General features: G+C 65.6%; 13 protein-coding genes. 5 read left to right on the forward strand and 8 right to left on the reverse strand.

Annotation, left to right across the window (positions count from 1 at the left end):
* Positions 1-3: 3 nt before the first annotated feature.
* The 3 genes from tolQ to KTQ37_RS02060 form a co-directional block, all read right to left on the reverse strand.
* The gene (tolQ, locus tag KTQ37_RS02050) at positions 4-699 is read right to left on the reverse strand and encodes a protein TolQ (protein ID WP_218628794.1); all 696 of its coding nucleotides are present in this window, start codon (positions 697-699) and stop codon (positions 4-6) included.
* A 115-nt stretch (positions 700-814) separates the two neighbouring features.
* Complete coding sequence (gene ybgC / locus KTQ37_RS02055) at positions 815-1,216, reverse strand: tol-pal system-associated acyl-CoA thioesterase (protein ID WP_218628795.1); 402 nt, start codon at positions 1,214-1,216, stop codon at positions 815-817.
* Positions 1,213-1,854 (reverse strand): hypothetical protein, encoded by a 642-nt coding sequence (locus KTQ37_RS02060; RefSeq protein ID WP_375546097.1) that lies wholly within the window; start codon positions 1,852-1,854, stop codon positions 1,213-1,215. The genes ybgC and KTQ37_RS02060 overlap by 4 nt, the downstream gene beginning before the upstream one ends.
* Positions 1,855-2,229: 375 nt before the next feature.
* Here KTQ37_RS02060 and ileS point away from each other — a divergent pair, with 375 nt between their 5' ends.
* Both ileS and KTQ37_RS02070 read left to right on the forward strand, forming a co-directional pair.
* Positions 2,230-5,136 carry an isoleucine--tRNA ligase gene (gene ileS / locus KTQ37_RS02065; protein ID WP_218628796.1) on the forward strand — a complete coding sequence of 969 codons (2,907 nt, stop codon included), beginning with the start codon at positions 2,230-2,232 and terminating at the stop codon, positions 5,134-5,136.
* Between the two features lie 137 nt (positions 5,137-5,273).
* Complete coding sequence (locus KTQ37_RS02070) at positions 5,274-6,110, forward strand: DMT family transporter (protein ID WP_218628797.1); 837 nt, start codon at positions 5,274-5,276, stop codon at positions 6,108-6,110.
* Here the strand turns inward: KTQ37_RS02070 and KTQ37_RS02075 are convergent.
* The 4 genes from KTQ37_RS02075 to fsa all read right to left on the reverse strand — a co-directional run bounded on the left by KTQ37_RS02075 (position 6,097) and on the right by fsa (position 9,250).
* Positions 6,097-6,801, reverse strand: a complete 705-nt coding sequence (locus tag KTQ37_RS02075; protein ID WP_218628798.1) for a CDP-alcohol phosphatidyltransferase family protein — start codon at positions 6,799-6,801, stop codon at positions 6,097-6,099. The genes KTQ37_RS02070 and KTQ37_RS02075 overlap by 14 nt on opposite strands.
* Before the next feature lie 42 nt (positions 6,802-6,843).
* Positions 6,844-7,767: a tyrosine recombinase XerC gene (locus tag KTQ37_RS02080; protein WP_218628799.1), complete on the reverse strand. Its 924-nt coding sequence runs from the start codon at positions 7,765-7,767 to the stop codon at positions 6,844-6,846.
* Positions 7,767-8,471: a DUF484 family protein gene (locus KTQ37_RS02085; RefSeq protein WP_218628800.1), complete on the reverse strand. Its 705-nt coding sequence runs from the start codon at positions 8,469-8,471 to the stop codon at positions 7,767-7,769. The genes KTQ37_RS02080 and KTQ37_RS02085 overlap by 1 nt, the downstream gene beginning before the upstream one ends.
* Before the next feature lie 125 nt (positions 8,472-8,596).
* Positions 8,597-9,250 (reverse strand): fructose-6-phosphate aldolase, encoded by a 654-nt coding sequence (gene fsa, locus KTQ37_RS02090; RefSeq protein ID WP_218628801.1) that lies wholly within the window; start codon positions 9,248-9,250, stop codon positions 8,597-8,599.
* Between the two features lie 227 nt (positions 9,251-9,477).
* On the opposite strand from fsa, the gene KTQ37_RS02095 reads away from it, so the two are divergent.
* On the forward strand, positions 9,478-11,667 hold the full coding sequence (locus KTQ37_RS02095; RefSeq protein WP_218628802.1) for a primosomal protein N': 2,190 nt from the start codon (positions 9,478-9,480) through the stop codon (positions 11,665-11,667).
* Here the strand turns inward: KTQ37_RS02095 and KTQ37_RS02100 are convergent.
* Positions 11,664-12,725, reverse strand: coding sequence for a YeeE/YedE family protein (locus KTQ37_RS02100; RefSeq protein WP_218628803.1), 1,062 nt, complete (start codon positions 12,723-12,725; stop codon positions 11,664-11,666). The two genes, KTQ37_RS02095 and KTQ37_RS02100, sit on opposite strands and share 4 nt — an antisense overlap.
* A 120-nt stretch (positions 12,726-12,845) precedes the next feature.
* Here KTQ37_RS02100 and msrA point away from each other — a divergent pair, with 120 nt between their 5' ends.
* Complete coding sequence (gene msrA / locus KTQ37_RS02105; protein WP_218628804.1) at positions 12,846-13,481, forward strand: peptide-methionine (S)-S-oxide reductase MsrA; 636 nt, start codon at positions 12,846-12,848, stop codon at positions 13,479-13,481.
* Between the two features lie 63 nt (positions 13,482-13,544).
* Positions 13,545-14,417, forward strand: coding sequence for a 50S ribosomal protein L11 methyltransferase (locus KTQ37_RS02110; RefSeq protein ID WP_218628805.1), 873 nt, complete (start codon positions 13,545-13,547; stop codon positions 14,415-14,417).
* The last annotated feature ends 36 nt before the right edge of the window (positions 14,418-14,453 follow it).

The raw sequence follows: 14,453 nt of genomic DNA on the forward strand, positions 1-14,453 counted from the left end.
CGCTCAGGCGTCCAGCTGGCGCGACAGGATGGTGGCGAATTCGTCCGCGAAGGCTTCGTAGCCCGAGGCGATCTTGTCGGCATCCGACGACAGCTTGTTGTAGAAGATCACTGCGGGGATAGCGGCCAGAAGACCAAGCGCGGTGGCGACCAGCGCCTCGGAGATCCCCGGCGCCACAACCGCAAGCGAGGTATTCTGCGAGATCGCGATCTCCTCGAAAGCAACCTTGATACCCCAGACCGTGCCGAACAGACCCACGAAGGGCGCGGTCGAGCCGACGGTCGCAAGGAACGGCAGGCCCGAGTTCAGCGCCTCGGTCTCTTTGGCGATGGCCACATCCATCGAGCGGTCGATCCGTGCCTGTGCGCCCGCGATCAATTCGCCATCCTGGCGGTGGCTGCGACGCCACTCAAGCATGCCTGCGGCGAAGATGCGCTGGCTCGGGCCGTCCGGGGTCGGCCCGATCTGGTCAAACAGCTCATCGAGCGGCTCGCCCGACCAGAAGGCGCGGTCGAAGGCATCCGCCTCCTGCCGCGAGGCGCGGTAGGTGATGAACTTGCGGATGATGATCGACCAGGACCAGAAACTGGCGACCGTCAGCATCAACATCACCAGCTTCACGGTCAGCGATGCACGGGCGAAAAGGGCCAGCAGGGAAAAGTCCATCTGCTGCGCCATATTGAGGGCTTCGGTTTCCATCTGTCACTGCTCGCCGGTTGTGGCCACGTTTTGCGGCTCTGTTAGCAGCGATTCTAACCGAGGTTCAGGGGGGGCGCCATAACAAGCACGTTATTTCGCTGTAGCAATCGGCGCTTCAGTGCACCGCAGGGGCGAACTTTCGCCGGACATCGGGCGGCAAACGCTGCGGCGCACCGCTTTCGCCCAGACAGACGATGGTCACCGTGGCGGAGAACAGCTTCTCCTCGCCGCGCCAGACGGCCTGATCCACAACGATCCGCGCCCCGGTTTCCGCCACCAGCGCGGTGCTCACGACAAGCTCATCGTCGAACTTCGCGGGCCTCAGGTAATCGGCCTCGACCCGGCGCACGGCGAAAACGATCCCATGATCGCGCTTCAGCGCGCCCTGATCGACCCCGAGCGCACGCACCCATTCGGTCCGCCCGCGCTCGATAAAGCGCAGGTAGTTGGCGTAATAGACGATCCCGGCAAGGTCCGTGTCCTCGTAATAGACACGCAGGGGGAATTCGAAGCTCATGCGCCACCCACCCGCGCGGCCAGCCGCAGGGCGTGGCTCATGTCCTGCGCAACGGCAGGCATGACCGGATCGTAGGCGGCCCTGATCACAGCGGCAATATCGGGGCGAAGCACCGTCACGCCCCGCGCCACGGCCAAGGGCGAACGCTCGGCAAAGGCCTGATCGGACCAAAGCAGCATCATCTGCACCGCCTGGCTGAGTGCAATCGTCTCGGCCGGCACCTCATCAAGCGCCGCATCCATGCGCACGAAACTGAAACACGCCCGGATCGCGCCCTCGGGATCGAAGCGGAACACGCGGTACTGGTTCGCCCCCTGATCGTCGAGCCGCGCCACCAGATCCTGCAACCCGTCGATCATGTGATCGAGATTGGGCACCTCGAGCAGTTCCTGCCAGTCGCGGAAGAAGAACACCATCAGATTGGCACCCAGTTCCGGGTCAGTCTCGGCCATCTTGTGCCCGGCAAGAACCACCACAGCCTCGACCGCGCCCTTTACCGTAGCCAGAGTCGCCGCGTCGACCCCGAACACCACCGGAACGATCGGTCGCCCCCAACGCGCAAACAGGTATTCGCCCGTCGAACGCGTGAAAAGTGCCGCGATTTCATCGGCGCCGGGCATGGAAGGCTGGTCGGTCATCTTCTCCCCCAGAGTAACGTCGCCCCACCCTATGCCATCGCCGCGCCGGGGTGAAGGGCCGGGAAAGGGGGGCCAGCCCCCCTCGCCCGTTCCGGGCTCACCCCCCGGGATATTTGGGCAAAGCCGAAAGAGCCTCCCATTTCTTCTTGGCACAAATACCTCGGGGGTGAGCGGCCTTGCCGCGAGGGGGCAGCGCCCCCTTTCCCCGCTTGCCGCGCGCCCGAGGCCCGCCTATAAGGCCGCCATGACCCGGCTCTTGCACATCCATCGAATTACCGGCCCGGCGCTCTGACGCGTCAGGGTGGCCGGGAGATGTGAGCAAAGCCCAGGGGCGCGGGCCGCGCGCCCAATCCTTAAGCCAGGGACTACCGATCTATGTGCGCCGATACGCCCGAGAATACCGTCGATTACCGCGACACCGTCTTTCTGCCCGAAACCGATTTCCCGATGCGCGCGGGCCTGCCGCAGCGCGAACCCGAGTGGCTGGAGCGTTGGGCCCGGATCGGCATCTACGACACGCTGCGCGCCAAGGCGGGTGACCGCCCGCCTTTCGTGCTGCATGACGGCCCGCCCTATGCCAACGGCCATCTGCATATCGGCCACGCGCTGAACAAGATCCTCAAGGATTTCATCGTCCGCTCGCAGCAGATGATGGGCAAGGACTCGCGCTATGTGCCGGGCTGGGACTGCCACGGCCTGCCGATCGAATGGAAGATCGAGGAGCAGTATCGCGCCAAGGGTCTCGACAAGGACGCCGTGGATGTCGTCGATTTCCGCCAGGAGTGCCGCAAGTTCGCCGAGGGCTGGATCGACATCCAGCGCGACGAGTTCAAACGCCTCGGCATCACCGGCAAGTGGGACAAGCCCTATCTGACGATGGACTACCACGCCGAGGCCGTGATCGCGGATGAGTTCATGAAGCTGCTCATGAACGGCGCGCTCTACCAGGGATCGAAACCCGTCATGTGGTCGCCTGTCGAGAAGACTGCGCTGGCCGAGGCCGAGGTCGAATATCACGACCACACCAGCCACACGATCTGGGTGCGGTTCAAGCCGGTCTCGGGCCTCGATGGTGCGAAAGTGGTCATCTGGACCACCACCCCGTGGACGATCCCGCAAAACCGCGCGGTGGCTTACGGCCCCGGCATCGCCTACGGCCTTTACGAGGTCACCGGCCGCCCCGAGCAATCGACCGCCGTCATCGGCGAGTATCTCGTGCTGGCCGATGCGCTGGCCGAACAGGTGATGACCGCAGCCAAACTCGACAGCTCGATGTATCGCCGCATCCGCGACGTGAACGTGAGCGAGTTCGAGGGCGTCATCCTCCAGCACCCCTATCACGGGGTCGAGGATGGCAAGGGCGAGTGGGATTACCCCGTGCCGATGCTGCCCGGCGATCACGTCACCGACGACGCGGGCACGGGCTTCGTGCATACCGCGCCCTCGCATGGTGATGACGACTATCAGCTTGGCCTCAAGTTCGGCCTGCCGATGACCTATAACGTCGAGCCCGACGGCAGCTACCGCAAGGATCTGCCGCTGTTCGCGGGTCAGGCCATCGTGCTGCCCGACGGCAAGGAAGGCCCGGCGAACGTGTCGAACATCAAGCAGCTGGCCTATGCGGGCGCGCTCTTGGCCAAGGGCAAGCTCAAGCACTCCTACCCGCATTCGTGGCGCTCGAAGGCACCGCTGATCTATCGCAACACGCCGCAATGGTTCGCCGCCATCGACTACAAGCTCGAGGACGGCATGGGTGAGTATGGCGACACGATCCGCTCCCGCGCGCTGACCTCGATCGACCAGCTGGTGAAATGGACCCCGCCGACGGGCCGCAACCGGCTTTACTCGATGATCGAGGCCCGCCCCGATTGGGTTCTGTCGCGCCAGCGCGCCTGGGGCGTGCCGCTGACCTGCTTCACCAAGAAGGGCGCGCGCCCGACCGACCCGGACTTCCTGCTGCGCAATGACGACGTCAACGCGCGCATCAAGGCCGCGTTCGAGGCCGAGGGGGCCGACGTCTGGTACAAGCCCGGCTTCAAGGAGCAGGTTCTGGGCAATGTCGTGAATGCCGACGAATACGAGCAGGTCTTCGACGTGCTCGACGTGTGGTTCGATAGCGGCTCTACCCATGCCTTCGTGCTGCGCGACCGCGAGGATGGCACCGCGGACGGCATTGCGGACCTCTACCTTGAAGGCACCGACCAACACCGCGGCTGGTTCCATTCCTCCATGCTGCAAGCCTGCGCCACCAAGGGCCGCGCGCCCTATCGCGGCGTGCTGACCCATGGCTTCACGCTGGACGAGAAGGGCATGAAGATGTCCAAATCGCTCGGCAATACCGTGGCGCCTGCCGATGTCATCAAGGAATACGGCGCAGACATCCTGCGCCTTTGGGTCGCGCAATCCGACTACACGGTCGATCTGCGCATCGGCAAAGAGATCCTCAAGGGCGTGGCCGACAGCTACCGTCGCCTGCGCAATACGCTGCGCTTCATGCTCGGCAACCTTGACGGCTTCACCGATGCCGAGCGTCTGCCGGTCGAGGAAATGCCCGAGCTGGAACGCTGGGTGCTGCACCGTCTGGCCGAACTCGATCACACCGTGCGCAGGGGCTATGACGCCTATGACTTCTCGGGCGTGTTCCAGGCGCTGTTCAACTTCTGCACGGTGGACCTGTCGGCCTTCTACTTCGACATTCGCAAGGACGCGCTTTACTGCGACCCGCATTGGGCGACCCGTCGCCGCGCGGCGCGCACGGTGCTCGACCTGCTGTTCCACCGCCTGACCCGCTGGCTGGCGCCGATGCTGCCCTTCACCATGGAAGACGTGTGGCTTTCGCGCTTCCCGGGCGATGACAGCTCGATCCACCTTGAGGACTTCGCCGCGACCCCGGCCGACTGGCGCGACGAGCCGCTGGCCGCGAAATGGGACGGCATCCGCCGCGCCCGCCGCGCGGTGACCGCCGCGCTTGAGGTGCAGCGCACCGCCAAGGTCATCGGTGCCTCGCTTGAGGCAGCGCCCGTTGTCCATGTCGAGGATGCCGCACTGGCCGCCGCGCTGAAATCGGTCAACTTCGCCGATCTGTGCATCACCTCGGGGCTTGAGATCACCACCGACCCCGCCCCGAACGAGGCTTTCCGCCTGCCCGAGGTTCCGGGTGTCGCGGTCGTCTTTGAAGAGGCGGACGGCGAGAAGTGCCAGCGGTGCTGGAAGATCCTGCCCGATGTCGGCAGCCACGGCCATGCCCAGACCTGCAAGCGCTGCGCTGACGCCCTGGGCTGATCGCCGCTACCAATGCGAAGAAAGGGCGCCTCCGGGCGCCCTTTCCCATTGCTGTCGGTACAATTCACTGCTTGCCGGACGGTCGCGTCACGGGTAGCCATGTGACAGTTTCATGACAGCCACACGGTCGCCCCGCGATGAGCCTGCCTATTCTCTTCGCGGTGCTCGCCGCAGCCTTCCTGCATGCGCTGTGGAACGCGCTGATCCGTCTGGGCGGCTCGAAGATCCATGCGATGGTGCTGCTGTCGCTGGCCGAAGTTGTCGTGGGCATCGTCATTGTCATTGCGCGCCCCCTGCCGATCCCCGCCGCCTGGCCCTGGATCATCGGCGCGGGCTTCGTGCATTTCGCCTACAAGTTCTTCCTCGCCCATGCCTATGAGCAGGGCGACCTGAGCCGCGTCTATCCGATCGCGCGGGGGACGGCGCCGATGCTGGTCGCGATCGTCTCGGCGGCTTTCGCGCTCGACCATATCGAGCCCACGGGCTACGCGGGCATCGCCGTTCTGGGCGCAGGTATCCTGCTGATGGCGCGCGGCGTCTTCACCGACGGCGAGAGCCGGCGCCTGCTGCCCTTCGCGCTCGGCTCGGCCTGTGCCACGGCGACCTACACGCTGGTCGACGGCATGGGTGCGCGGGTCGCGGGCGATGCGGTGGGCTATACCGGCTGGCTGATGATCGGCGGCGGGCTGGGGTTTGCCGCGCTCATGCTCTCGCGCCGGGGCTTGCGCGATCTGAACGTGCCCGCGCGCGACTGGATGCGGGCGGGCCTCGGGGCCGTTGCCTCCTACGGCGCCTATGCGATCTCGATCTGGGCGATGACGGTGGCGCCCATCGCGCTCGTGGCGGTGCTGCGCGAGACCTCGATCCTCTTTGCCATGCTCATGGGCTGGCTGATCTTCGGCGAGAAGATGAACGCCAAGAAAGGCTTGGCGGCGGGCCTGATCGTCGCCGGGGTGATGCTTACGCGGCTTTGACCGGGCGCGCGGGGATGATCTGCTGCGCGATACCCGCCGCAAGCAGATAGACCGAAGTCGCCACCAACCCCCAATGCGCCCAGCTTTGCGGATGGAAATCGACCCAGGCGGCCCAACCCGCAAAGATCGTCCAGGCCAGCGCCATGGGCAGCGAAAGGGCCCGCCAGCGCTCGGTCCGGGTCGGATGGATGAACTTCAGCGGAAAGAACATCGCCAACGCCAGCGCCAGTACCACGCCAAGGGTGATCCAGTAGCCGGGCTTGAGCGCAAACAGCACCAGCACCACCATGTTCCAGCACGCCGGGAAGCCCGAGAAGGAATTATCCTTCGTCTTCATGCGCGTATCGGCAAAGTAGATGACGCTTGCATAGGTGATCGCGATGATCGCCAGCCAGCCGGTCCAGCCCGGCAGCAAGCCCGATTTGAAGAGCGCATAGGCCGGAATGAAGACATAGGTGAGGTAGTCGATGATCAGGTCCATCAGCACGCCGTCATAGATCGGCCAGTTGCGCTTGACGTCATAGCGTCGCGCCAGCGGCCCATCGATCCCGTCCACGAAAAGCGCCGCGACGAGCCAGAGGAACATCAGGCTCCACTTCTCCTCGACTGCGGCAAGCATGGCCAGCATCGACAGCACCGCGCCTGTGGCGGTCAGAAGATGCACTGAAAGGGCTTTGACACGAATATCCATGTGCCTCTCTAGCCAAAAAGCGCCCCCGACCTCAACCGCAGATCATGCGCGCGGATGCGCTGCGCGGTAAACCTCCATGATCCGCGTGGCATCGACGGCGGTGTATATCTGGGTAGTCGAGAGGCTTGCATGGCCAAGCAGTTCTTGGATCGCCCGCAGATCCCCCCCGGCCGAGAGCAGATGCGTTGCGAAGGAATGGCGCAGCGCATGAGGCGTAGCCGTCGCGGGCAGCCCCAGAGACATGCGCGCACGCTCCATCGCGCGGGCGATCAGACGGCGGCTGAGCGGCCCGCCGCGGGCACCGCGAAACAGTGCCCCGCCGGGCGTGGGCGGATAGGGGCAGCTGGCGACATAGGCCGCCACCGCCGCCCGCGCGGCGGGAAGCACGGGTACCAGACGCTCCTTGTCGCCCTTGCCGCGAATGCGCAGGACCTCGGGCAGAGGATGGGCCTCGCCGGTCAAGCCAAGCGCCTCGGATACCCGCAGCCCGCAGCCGTAAAGCAGCGTGACCACGGCGGCGTCGCGCGCAGCGATCCAGGGCTCGCTCGCTTGCAGATCGACCTGCTCGATCACCGCCCGCGCGGCCTCTTCGGTCAGGGGTCGCGGCAGCTTGCGGGTGTATTTCGGTGCGCGGGCGGCCAACACATGGGTCGGGTCAAAACCCTCCCGCTCGGCAAGCCAGCGCATGAAGTTTTTGACCGAGGAGAGCGCTCGCGCCAGCGACCGCGCCGAAAGGCCCCGGCCCCGCTCATGCGCCATCCAGGCGCGCATATCGGGTTGCGTAATGGTCGCCAGCCGCGCCAGCCCGAGGCTTTCGCCGTGATGCTCGTGCAGGAAGCTCAGAAACCCCGCGACATCGCTGCGATAGGCGCTCAGCGTATTGGCCGAGGCGCCGTCGAGCGCGCGCAGATGGTCAAGCCACGCCAGCAGCGCATCGCCCGCCGCCGGCGAAAAGCCGATGCCCATCAGGCCAGCCAGCGGCGCATTGCCCGCTCGAACGCGCCCGCGAAAAAGCCCAAAAGATCGGTCCCCTGCGAGGGCTTGAACTGCTGCGGATCCTGCGCGCCCATGACCAGCAGCCCCGGCAGACGCCCCGGCCCAAAATCAAGCCGCATCAGCGCCTCGGAGCGGATCCACTCGGCGGCCTCACCATAGACGGCGGCCGCCTCGGGCAGGGTCTGGCGCAGCACCACGGGGCGCAACTGCCCGCCGCGCCCGGCGGTCATATAGGTGTCGATGAAACCGGGCTCGGCCACGCGCAACACCTCGCCCAGGCTGCGGAGAACCGGGTCGTGCTGGGTCTGCATCGTCTCCAGCACAAGCCGGATGGAATCGAGCCGCAGGATCTCGGCCACATCGCTATGCAGCACGTTCAGGAAGGCTTCGAAATCGGTTGGATCGAGCAGCTTCAGCACCGCGCGGTGGATCTGTGTGGTGCCCGCAAGGTTCTCATAGGCCGCCGCGATGACCGAGCGGTGGGTATCCTCGAGGCGGTCGAGCCGCTCTTCGAGGCGCTGCATCGCAATGCCGCGCAGATCCACGATATTGGCGCCCATCGCGCGCTCGTTCGCGGCGATCAGCGCGCGCATCAGATCCCGATCCTCAAGGATGACCTCGGGATCCGAGATGATCTTTTCGCGCAATACATCGGCCAGTGCCGGGTCGCTCATGCCTGTCCCTTTGTTTTCCAAGGTTCGCTTTTTTGCCACCTTACACGAGCGCCGTGAAAAATCAGGTGGAAAATGCCCCCGGAAACGAAAACGGCCCGCCGGTGTGGCGGGCCGTCCTATCTGGATCAGACGATTTTCTGACCGGTCTTGGCCCAGTCCTTGAGGAACTGGTCGAGGCCCTTGTCGGTCAGCACGTGGTTCGCCATGGCCTTGATGACCGCGGGCGGCGCGGTGATCACGTCGGCGCCGATCTTGGCACAATCCGAGATATGGTTGACCGAACGGATCGAGGCCGCGAGGATCTCGGTCTTGAAGTCGTAGTTGTCGTAGATCGTGCGGATGTCCTCGATCAGTTCCAGCCCGTCGAGGTTGATATCGTCCAGACGCCCGATGAAGGGCGAGATGAAGGTTGCGCCCGCCTTGGCGGCCAGGATCGCCTGCGCCGCCGAGAAGCACAGCGTGACGTTGACCATATGGCCTTCGGATGCGAAAGCCTTGCAGGCGGTCAGACCATCCCAGGTCAGCGGAACCTTGATCGCGATATTGGAGGCGATCTTGGCCAGCTTCAGACCCTCGACGATCATGTCCTTGGCTTCGGTAGCCACGACCTCGGCCGAAACCGGCCCCGAGACCATGTCGCAGATCTCCTTGGTCACTTCGAGAATGTCGCGGCCCGACTTCAGGATCAGCGACGGGTTGGTGGTCACGCCATCCACCATACCAAGGTCGTTGAGTTCCTTGATGGCGGCGACATCGGCAGTATCGACGAAGAATTTCATTATGGCCTCCAGAGCAGCATTTGCGCGCCTGATAGCGCAAACCCGCGCCCTTGCCCAGAGTGGAATCGGCAATGGGCCAGCCGCGCGAGGGGGGCGCTGCCCCCCTGAGGCCTCGCGGCCTCTCCCCCCGGGATACTTTGGCCACATTGAAGAGGGGGCTGCAGCGCACACCCTTCAACGTGGCGGAAATATCCCCGCCGGAGGCAAGAAGTTTAAGGGCGTGACGCATGCCGGATGAGAGCTGGTTCGCCGAAGGGGCGCGCATCTCGGTTCTGACCGCCGAACCGATCGGGCGGCCGCTCGATTATCTTGCGCCCGAGGGTGGATGCTTCCTCGGAGCCTTTGTCGAGGTTCCATTAGGGCCGCGGCGGGTCGTTGGTGTCGTTTGGGGCGCGGGCGACGGGCGCTTCGATTTGGCCAAGCTGCGCCCTGTTGCGCGGGTGCTCGATGTGCCGCCGATGCGCGACGAGTTGCGGAGCTTTCTGCTGCGGATGGGCGAATACACCATGACCTCTCGCCCGGCGATGCTGCGGCTGGCCACGCGAACGCCGGGGCTGTTCGAGCCGCCCGGATCGCGCCGGATCTATCGGCTTGGCTCGGGCGTACCCGAACGCGAGACGGAGGCCCGCGCCAAGGTACTCAAGGTCCTGCACGATCACGGTGGTGCCGGGTTCTACCTGAGCGAGTTGGCGCAACTCGCCGGGGTCACACCGCAGGTGGTGAAGGGCCTCGTTAAAAGCGGCGCCGTCGAAGAGGCCGAGCAGCCGCGCGATCTGCCCTTCCCCCGCCTTGATGCAGATCTGCCCGGCAAGACCCTCTCCGAGGATCAGGGCCGCGCGGCAGATCAGTTGCGCGCCGGGGCGGGCGCTTTCGGCGTTACGCTGCTCAAGGGCGTCACCGGATCGGGCAAGACCGAGGTGTATCTCGAAGCCGTCGCGGAATGCTTGCGGCAGGGGCGCCAGGCGCTGGTTCTGCTTCCCGAAATCGCGCTTAGCGCCGAATTCCTCGCGCGGGTTGAGGCCCGTTTTGGTGCGCGACCGGGCGAGTGGCATTCGGGCGTGACGCAGGCCGAGCGGCGGCGGCTCTGGCGTATGGCGGCGCAGGGCGATGTGCAACTGGTCGTCGGCGCACGTTCGGCATTGTTCCTGCCGTTTCGCGACCTCGGGCTGATCGTCGTCGATGAGGAGCACGACACCTCCTATAAGCAGGAGGAGGGGGTTCTTTACAACGCCCGCGACATGTCCGTGCTGCGCGCCTCGTTTTGCGATGCGCAGGTGGTGCTGGCCTCGGCGACGCCCTCGCTGGAAAGCTGGGCCAATGCGGAGGCGGGCAAATATGCGCGAATTGATCTGCATTCCCGGTTCGGGGCCTCGGAACTGCCGCAGATGCACGCCATCGACATGCGCGAGGAACCGATCGAATCCGTCCACTGGATTTCACCCACGCTGGTCGGCGCGGTGCTCGACCGGATCTCGCGCGGGGAGCAGGCGATGCTGTTCCTCAACCGGCGTGGCTATGCGCCGGTTACCATTTGCCGCGCCTGCGGGCATCAGATCGGCTGCGACCATTGCGATGCGCGGATGGTCGAGCACCGCTTCCTCAACCGTCTCGTGTGCCACCAATGCGGTGAGAGCAGGCCGATCCCCGCCGCCTGCCCTGCTTGTGGGGTCGAAGGCAAGCTGGCCCCCGTCGGCCCGGGCGTCGAGCGTCTGGCCGAAGAAGTGGCGGAGCGATTCCCCAAGGCTCGCGTCGCGGTCCTGTCATCCGACCTGTTCAGCACCGCGCGGGCGCTGAAGGAGACCATCGCCGAAATCGCCGAGGGCGCCGCCGACATCATCATCGGCACGCAGATCGTGGCCAAGGGGCACAACTTCCCGAAGCTCACTTTGGTTGGCGTGATCGACGCAGACCTTGGCCTGCAAGGATCGGACCTGCGCGCGGCGGAACGTACCTTCCAGCTTATGCGGCAGGTGGCAGGACGCGCGGGCCGGGCCGAACGGCCGGGCGTGGCGCTGCTGCAAAGCTACCAGCCCGAGCATCCGGTCATCCGCGCGATCCTGTCGGGCGACGAAGAGGCGTTCTGGAAAGCCGAGGCCGCCGAGCGCCGCGCGCAGGGTGTTCCGCCTTACGGGCGCATGGCGGGGATCATCCTGTCGGGGCCGGAACTGCAACCGCTCTTCGAGATCGGCAACGAACTGGCACGACGCACCGAGCCGCTGCGCCGGGTCGGGGCGCAGCTATTCGGCCCGGCCCCGGCGCCCATCGCGCGGGTACGGGGGCGCCACCGGGTGCGGATGTTGGTCAAGGCCGACAAGGGCGCGCCGCTTCAGGCGGCGCTGCGGACCTGGCTGCGCCAGGTCAAGGTGCCGAACGCGGTGCGTCTGGCCATCGACATCGACCCGCAGAGCTTCCTTTAGGCCGTCTGCGCCGCCGGAGCACGCTGATCGAGCAGGAAGTCGGTTACGACCGCGCCGATCCACATGCAAAAGAGCGCCAGCCACGCGGTGCCCGCAAAGACCGAACCACCCGTGACACCATTGCCGATGGCACAGCCCCCGGCCAGCATCGCGCCAAACCCCATCAGCACCGCACCGATCATCGAGCGGCGCATCACCGGAACGCTGTCGAACGCCTGCCAACTGAACTCGCGCGTGAGGACCGAGCTGATCAGGGCGCCAAGGACCACGCCCGGCACGAGGCCCACGTCGAACTCGAAGACGGCATTTCGATCGAGGAAGAACATCAGCGTATTGGCCGACGGCCCCGAGAAGGTGGCCGAGGTCACCGCGACGGGCTCGAACGCGACCTGTGCAAGCTGCCAGGTCAGCACCCAGCCAACAGCGACGGCAAAGCCCACGCCCGAGGCGAAGATGAGAATCTTGGGGCCGATCCCGTTGCGAACCGACAGGTAAAGCGCCAGCACCGCGACGGCGAGGCCAAAGGCAAACCCGCTCCAATCCGGTATGCGCAGCAGATCAAGGACCGAGACATTCTCGGCCCCGGTAATCCAAAGGCCAGCCAGCTTGTCGCGGAACGGCGCCAGAATGCCCTTGAGGCTCATCTGCGCGACGACGGCGAAGATCAGCCCCGACACGACCGAACGCAGGTTGCCCGTAGAGGCGAGCACCAGAAGCCGCCCCGAGCAGCCGCGCGCCATCACCATCCCCGCGCCGAACAACAGCCCGCCGATGATCGCGCCCGACCAGCTGCCGGGCACCGACATGACGCGCGAATCCGCCGCGCGGAACAGGCCAAGCATCTGTGCGCCCTGCACCCAGACGACCGCGGTCGAGAAGGTCAGCAGCCAGACCGATACCTTGGGCCCCAGCTTGCCGCGGGCAAACTCGACCGTGGCGGCGCGCAGGCAGAAGTTCGACCGCTGTGCGGCCACGCCAAAGATGATGCCGGTGATCAGACCAAACAGCGCCGCCGTAGGCGCCTCGCCGATCCGCTCGATTAGTGCAACGATATCCATGGACTCCTCCCTCCCCGCAATTCGGCCATGCCATCTTCGCCCGCACCACGCCTTGATCTGAATCAGGCGGCTCTGGACATGGGCGCGTGCACGCCTATCTTCGGCGCAAAGGAGATCGCGATGAAACTCAGCCGCCTGCCCTCCCCGAATGAGGCCCTGCCGGGCCGTGACACGCCCATGCCCCTGGCCGAGCCGCACTTCCTGTGGCAACGCGACCTGCGCGCGCCCGTGCCCGAAGGCATGGCCGAGGCGATGTTCGGCATGGGTTGCTTCTGGGGCGTCGAACGCAAGTTCTGGCAGCTGAAGGGGGTTTGGCTGACGATGGTGGGCTACGCCGGGGGGATCACCCCGAACCCGACCTACCGCGAGCTCTGCACCGGTATGACCGGCCATAACGAGGTCGTGCGCGTCATTTTCGACCCCGCCGTGATCAGCTACGATGACCTGCTGCGCACTTTCTGGGAAAACCACGACCCGACGCAGGGGATGCGCCAGGGCAACGACAGCGGCACTCAGTATCGCTCGGGCATCTACGCCTATACGCCCGAACAGGCGGCGGCGGCCGAGGCCTCGCGCGTGGCCTATGCGCAGCGGCTGGCCTCGGCCGGTTACGGCGCGATCACCACCGAAATCCTGCCCGCCCCCGCCTTCTACTACGCCGAGGATTTCCATCAGCAATACCTCGCGAAGAACCCGCAGGGCTATTGCGGGATCGGCGGCACCGGGGTCTCGTGCCCCATCGGCCTGTCCGCCTGAGCCGCCGCGCTTGACCCGCGCGGCCGACTGCGCCAAAGCGGGGCAAGCAGATCAGGAGCCGACATGACCACCTTCACCGCCTTCACCACCCTCGCCGACCGCGACAGCGCCGAGGCCCTGGCCGAACTGGTCGAAGAGTTGGACCCCGCGCCCTATGGCGTTGGCGTGTTCGAGATCGAGGATGGCTCGGACCGTTGGGAAGTGGGCGCCTATTTCCTTGAGCGCCCCGATGACGTCGCGCTGGCGTTGCTGGCCATGTCGCACACGGCCGCGCCCTTCGCGATCTCGGAACTGCCCGACATCGACTGGGTCGCCCATGTCCGTCGCGAACTGGCCCCCGTCGTCGCCGGGCGCTTCTTCGTCTACGGCAGCCATGACGCCGACAAGGTGCCCGAGGGCTCGATCCCGCTTTTGATCGAGGCCGCGATGGCCTTTGGCACCGGCCATCACGGCACCACCCTTGGCTGCCTGAGCGCCCTTGACCGGCTGGAACGCGAGGGGCTGCGCGCGCGCAATGTGGCCGATATCGGCTGCGGCACCGCCGTTCTGGCCATGGCGGCCGCGAAGCTCTGGCCCGAAACGGTGCTTGCCTCGGACATCGACCCGGTCGCGGTCGAGACCGCCGCCGCCAATGTCGAGGCCAACGGGATGTCCGGCCAGGTCGTCTGCCTTGAGGCCGCGGGATTCGAACATCCCCGCCTGAAGGAAAACGCGCCCTTCGACCTTATTTTTGCCAATATTCTGAAGGCACCTCTGATCGCATTGGCGCCGGATATGGGCAAATATTGCGCCGAATCGGGTCACGTCATCCTCTCGGGCATCCTGCACGAGCAGGCCGACGACGTTATCGCCGCTTACGTAGCGGAAGGATTTACCCTCGCATCCCGCAACGAACACGGCGACTGGACCACACTGGTCATGCAGCGGAAACAGTAACAGCCAAGTTTTTATCGAAAAACAAGCGGAACCGGC

It is taken from the genome of Sedimentimonas flavescens (genome assembly GCF_019264375.1).
GTDB lineage: Bacteria > Pseudomonadota > Alphaproteobacteria > Rhodobacterales > Rhodobacteraceae > Rhodobacter > Rhodobacter flavescens.